Origin of the sequence: Gordonia sp. (in: high G+C Gram-positive bacteria) (assembly GCF_049299075.1) — a bacterium.
GTDB lineage: Bacteria > Actinomycetota > Actinomycetes > Mycobacteriales > Mycobacteriaceae > Gordonia.
The window spans coordinates 1-5,475 of sequence record NZ_JBAQWU010000311.1 but is presented as its reverse complement, the minus strand read 5'-3'; the positions used below and the strand labels follow the sequence as shown (position 1 = coordinate 5,475).

At 67.9% G+C, this 5,475-nt stretch carries 4 protein-coding genes; all 4 read left to right on the top strand.

Features of this window, described 5'->3' with window-relative positions; genetic code table 11:
* A partial coding sequence (locus WAW85_RS09520) for a flavin-containing monooxygenase (protein ID WP_422559374.1) occupies positions 1-1,483 on the top strand: 1,483 nt, incomplete at its 5' end.
* 75 nt (positions 1,484-1,558) lie between these two features.
* Positions 1,559-3,445, top strand: coding sequence for an AMP-dependent synthetase/ligase (locus WAW85_RS09515; protein ID WP_422559373.1), 1,887 nt, complete (start codon positions 1,559-1,561; stop codon positions 3,443-3,445).
* Positions 3,446-3,470: 25 nt separating this feature from the next.
* The gene (locus WAW85_RS09510; RefSeq protein WP_422559372.1) at positions 3,471-4,553 is read left to right on the top strand and encodes a phosphotransferase; all 1,083 of its coding nucleotides are present in this window, start codon (positions 3,471-3,473) and stop codon (positions 4,551-4,553) included.
* A 16-nt stretch (positions 4,554-4,569) separates the two neighbouring features.
* On the top strand, positions 4,570-5,415 hold the full coding sequence (locus WAW85_RS09505; protein ID WP_422559371.1) for an SDR family NAD(P)-dependent oxidoreductase: 846 nt from the start codon (positions 4,570-4,572) through the stop codon (positions 5,413-5,415).
* Positions 5,416-5,475: the final 60 nt, after the last annotated feature.

The following is a 5,475-nucleotide window of genomic DNA, read 5'->3' as shown; positions in this document are numbered from 1 at the left end:
CGACTACACCATCGTCGACAAGAACGCCGATGTCGGGGGCAGCTGGCACGAGAACGTCTACCCGGGCTGCGGAGTGGACACTCCCAGCTACCTGTACGCGTTGTCCTTCGATCCGAAGCCGGACTGGACCGACTACTTCGCGAGCCAGGAGGAACTGGCCGGCTACTGGCGCGAACTGGCCGAACGGCACGGGGTGGTCGATCACGCCCGGTTCTCTACACGGGTTCGTCAGGCCCGGTTCGACGAGGCCGCGTCGCGATGGGAAGTGACCGTCGAGTCGGTCGACACGCCGGGCGAGACGGAGGTGCTGACCGCCGACGTGGTGGTGAGCGCGGTGGGTCTGCTGAATCAGCCTGCGACTCCTGAACTCCCCGGTCTCGAGGAGTTCACCGGCGTGGTCCGGCACACCGCCGAATGGGATCGGTCGATCGATCTGTCCGGAAAAAGGGTCGCGGTCGTGGGCACCGGTGCGAGCGCCATGCAGTTCGTTCCCGCCGTGGCCGATACCGCCGAGCGCGTCACCGTCTTCCAGCGGACGCCGCAGTGGGCGATGCCGCATCCCCTCAAGGGGCGATCGGTGTCGGAGGCCGTGCACTTCCTCAACGCACACGTGCCGTACTACCTGGCGTGGTACCGGGCCCGACTCTTCTGGCGGATGGGCGACAAGGTCTGGAAGTTGCTCCAGGTGGACCCGGACTACCCGCACCTCGGCCGCGCGGTCAACCGCGCCAACGATCGCCTGCGCGAGAACCTCACCGCCTACATTCAGCACCAGCTCGACGGGCATCCGGAGCTGCTGGCGCAGTCGGTGCCCGAGTACCCGCCGTACGGCAAGCGTCTGCTGATCGATGCAGGCTGGTTCCGGTCGCTGACCAGAGACGACGTCGATCTGGTGACGAGCTGGATCGACCGCATCACGCCGACGGGGGTCCGCACCGCCGACGGCGACGAGATCCCCGTCGATGTCCTGGTGCTCGCGACCGGTTTCAAGGCCGTCGACGTCCTCGGCTCGTTGGACGTCCGCGGCCGGGAGGGCCGGACGCTCCGCGAGGTCTGGGGAGAAGGCGACGGTCGCGCGCACCTCGGGATCTCGATCCCCGGTTTCCCCAACTTCTTCTGCCTCTACGGACCGAACACGAACACCGGCCACGGCGGCACGGTGATCGCAGGCACCGAGATGCAGGTTCAGCACGTCACCGCACTCCTGAGCCGGATGATCGACGAGCGACTCGCCACGGTGGAAGTCCGGCAGGAGTCGCACGATCGGTACAACGACGAACTGGATGCGGCGCTGGAGCAGACCGTCTGGCACTTCGGCGGGACGAGCACTTACTACCGCAATCAGCGGGGACGCATCGTCACCAACAGCCCGTGGCGCTACCTCGACTACTGGGACCGCGTGCACGAGCCCGATCACACCGACTTCGTGCTGACGTCGAGAGCCGACACCGGCCCGGCCGTCGTCGCGGCCGCCCTTCAGTAACGACCACCACCCCAGAACCGCCTGCGCCCCAGAACCAACTGCAGAGCCCGGAACCACCCGCAGAACGAGGTACCCATGACCAAGTCAGCCACGCCCCACGCAGAGTCGTTCGAGACGAAGCCGCCGGAGTCAGAGCCGTTCGAGTCCGGGGCCCTCGTTCCCGGAGTCCTGGAAGCCACGCTGCCGGCGGCCTTTCAGGCGACCGTCCGTGATCGCGGTGACCAGATCGCACTCCCGGCCTTCGGCACCGAACGCGCCTATACCTGGAACGAGTACGCCCGCGTAGTCGAGGAGATCGCGGCCGGACTGGCGGGCCTCGGCGTCGCGAGGGGCGACACGGTGGCGATCCTTTTGCCGAACTGCCCAGAGTTCCACCTGACCGACATGGCCGCCCTGCACCTGGGGGCGACGCCCTTCTCCATCTACCTGACATCGGCACCCGGGCAGATCGACTACCTGTTCGCCAACGCGGAGAACGCCGTCCTCGTCACCGAGCAGCGTTTCCTGGACGTGCTCGCGCGGGTGAACGCCCGGGTGCTGCGACACGTGGTGGTGATCGACGGTGACGCGGACTCGCCGACGACCGTCGGCGACGCGACCGTCGTCTCGATGACCCAACTGCGCGCCTCCGGTCGCCCCGGATTCGATTTCGAGGAGCGGTGGCGAGCGGTCGAGGAGACCGATCTCGCGACCCTGATCTACACCTCCGGCACCACCGGCGACCCCAAGGGCGTCGAGCTCACCCATGCCAATCTGATGTTCGTGATGAAGAGCTGCAATATCCGCTTCCCGTTCGCCACCGAGGGATCCGCTATCTCGTACCTGCCCACCGCCCACGCGGCGGACCGGGTCTTCTCCCACTACCTGGCGACGGTCACCGGTTGGCCGATCACCACCGTCGCCGATGCGACGACGGTGTTCGCCGCCGTGGCTCAGGCCCGGCCGACCTGGTTCCTGGGTGTGCCCCGAATCTGGGAGAAGCTGCGTGCGGGGCTGCTCGCCAAGTTCAACGCGCTGCCTGAGGCCGCGCGAACCCCGACCCTGGCCGCCCTGGACGCCGCAGTCGAGAAGGTTCGGCTGGAACAAGCGGGCCAACCGGTACCCGCGGAGCTGGACAAGGCCGTCGCCGACGCGGATACAACGGTCTTCGCGCCGCTCCGCGCGCAACTCGGTCTCGATCGGGTGGCTCTGCTGATGACCGGCGCTGCCCCGATACCGGTCGCGGTGCACGAGTTCTTCCTCGCACTCGGCCTGCCCCTGCAGGAGGGCTTCGGGATGTCCGAGACCGGGGCACTCGGCTTCACGAATCTGGCCACCGACATCCGGATCGGCAAGGTGGGACTCGCACAGCCGGGCACCGAGGTCCGGATCGACGTGGACGGCGAGCTGCTGCTCCGCGGTCCACACGTCATGAAGCAGTACCGCAAAGCCGCGGACAAGACGGCGGAGGCGATCGACGCCGACGGCTGGCTGCGCACCGGCGACATCGCCGAGATGGACGACGAGGGATGGGTGAGCATCGTCGACCGGAAGAAGGAACTCATCATCAACGCGGCGGGCAAGAACATGTCACCGGTCAACATCGAGGGGAAGCTCAAGAGTGCGCACCCGTTGATCGGGCAAGCCTGTGTGATCGGGGACCGGCGGCCCTACAACGTGGCGTTGCTGGTGCTGGATCCGGATGCCTCGCGGACCTTCGCCGAGCAGCACGGCCTGCCCGACGCGTCGCCGGTGACCCTGGCCGAGGATCCCGAGCTGCGGAAGGTGATCGCCGAGGCGGTGGCCTCGGCGAACGCCGAGCTGTCCAGGGTCGAGCAGATCAAGACCTACCGTCTGCTGGAGCAGGAGTGGTTGCCGGACTCGGCCGAACTGACTCCGACCATGAAGCTGAAACGGCGCGGAGTGAACGAGAAGTATGCGGCGATCATCGCCGAACTGTACGACGCGCCGAAGCCGGCGTGAAACTAACTCGAGACGAGGAACGACGATGACCACGAACCAGTCCACTCCCATCGCCGACGGTACCGCCGGCACACTTCCGCGGACGGTCGAGGAGCTCACTCCGGGGTGGCTCAGTGCCGCGCTGAGCGGCCCCGACGGTGTCGTCGAGGTGCTCGCCGCCGAGACCGAGCGGATCATCTGGGGCTCGGCGACGAAGGTGTTCCTGACCCTGCAGTTCGCGCGCAACGACCGCGACATTCCGGCCAAGATCTGCGTGAAGGGCGGATTCGACGAACGGAGCCGGGCATTCGGGCTCGGGACCGCATACGAACTGGAGGGACACTTCTTCCGCGACCTGGCGCCCGGGTTCGCGGCGGAGGTGCCGCGCGCCTTCTACTCGGCCGCAGAGCCCGATCAGGGCGTGATCATCATGGAGGACCTGACGACGTCGGGTGCCGAGTTCGGGGACCCGACCGCGCTGTGGCCGGTGGACGACGTCGCCGCGACGCTGGAGGTGCAGGCCAAATGGCATGCGGCGCTGTGGGGGACCGAACGCGGTGACCTGAACTGGCTGCCGGTCGGTGCACAAGCCGCCCGATCGGCCTTCGAGGTGATGCTGAGTCCGGAGCAGTTCTACCCGCTGCTGGCTCGCGACGAACTGCCGGAGCTGTCGCCCGGGCTGAGCGACGACGCCCGCGTGCGTGCGGCTTTCGCGGCTCTGTGGGAACTCGACGATGCCGCCGAGCACACCATCAATCACGGCGACGCGCACTTCGGTCAGCTCTATCGTCTACCGGGGCGCCTGCCGGCGTACCTGGACTGGCAGACGGCGTGCCTGGCGCCGTGGGCGCACGACGTCTCGTACTTCCTCGGGTCCGCGCTGTCGGTGGCCGACCGCCGTTCGCGGGAGCGGGATTTGTTGCGGCACTACACCGAATCGCTGGCAGCCGAGGGAGGCCCGCAGATCGGTGGCGACGACGCGTGGCACCAGTACCGGCTGCACACGCTGCACGGATTCGCCTGGATGTGTGTGCCGACCGTCATGCAGCCGGCACCGGTCGTCTCGGCGATGACCGAGCGGTACGGGGCGGCGCTGGAGGACCATGACCCGATCAGCATGCTGATCTAGCGTGGGCGGCGCAGAGATGACACGGAATGCACGACGGAACCGGACCTGGTTCATCACCGGAGCGGGCCGAGGTCTGGGCCGCGAGTTCACCCGGGCAGCGCTCGAATCCGGCGATCACGTGGCCGCCACCGCCCGCGACGTAGCGGCACTGGACGACCTCGTCGCCGAGTTCGGCGATCGGCTGGTACCGATTCGACTCGACGTGACCGACCGCGCGGCTGTCCACGCCGCCGTCGCTGAAGCGCACCGCGCGCTCGGTCGGTTGGACGTGGTGATCAACAACGCCGGCTACGGACTCTTCGGGGCGGTCGAGGAGATCAGCGAGGACCAGCTGCGAGCGCAGCTGGAGGTGAACCTCTTCGGGCCGTTCCACGTCTGCCAGGCGGTCGCACCGATCCTGCGTGAACAGAACGGCGGCCACATCATCCAGATCTCCACGGTCGGAGGCGTTCTCGCATTCCCGAACCTCGGTGGGTACCACGCATCGAAGTGGGCGCTCGAGGGGATGACCGAGTCGCTGGCCGCCGAACTGGCGCCGTTCGGAGTCCGGGTCACCCTGGTGGAACCCGGCCCGTACGGCACGGAGTGGAGCGGTGCCAGCGCGGTGCACGCGACAGAGCAGCCGCAGTATCAGCCGATGCGCACCGCGATCGCCGAGCGGGCTGCGCGTTTCCCGGCGGACTGGGATGGCGAGCCTGCGGCGGCCGGCCGGGCGATGGTCGATCTGGTCGACGCGCAGGAGCCGCCGCTGCGCGTCTTCTTCGGCGTCATGCCCGCGGCGCTGGTTCCGGACGCGTACGTGCGGCGCCTGGAGCTCTGGGAGCAGTGGCGCCCGTTGTCAGTGCAGGCCAACGGCACCTGAGCGCAGCATCGGACGCGCAATGAGGGTGGGCGACGATGATCATCGTCGCCCACCCTCATT

Coding starts and splice junctions, on each gene's coding strand:
- WAW85_RS09515 (WP_422559373.1), top strand. CDS start 1,559: ATGACCAAGTCAGCCACGCCCCACGCAGAGTCGTTCGAGACGAAGCCG.
- WAW85_RS09505 (WP_422559371.1), top strand. CDS start 4,570: ATGACACGGAATGCACGACGGAACCGGACCTGGTTCATCACCGGAGCG.
- WAW85_RS09510 (WP_422559372.1), top strand. CDS start 3,471: ATGACCACGAACCAGTCCACTCCCATCGCCGACGGTACCGCCGGCACA.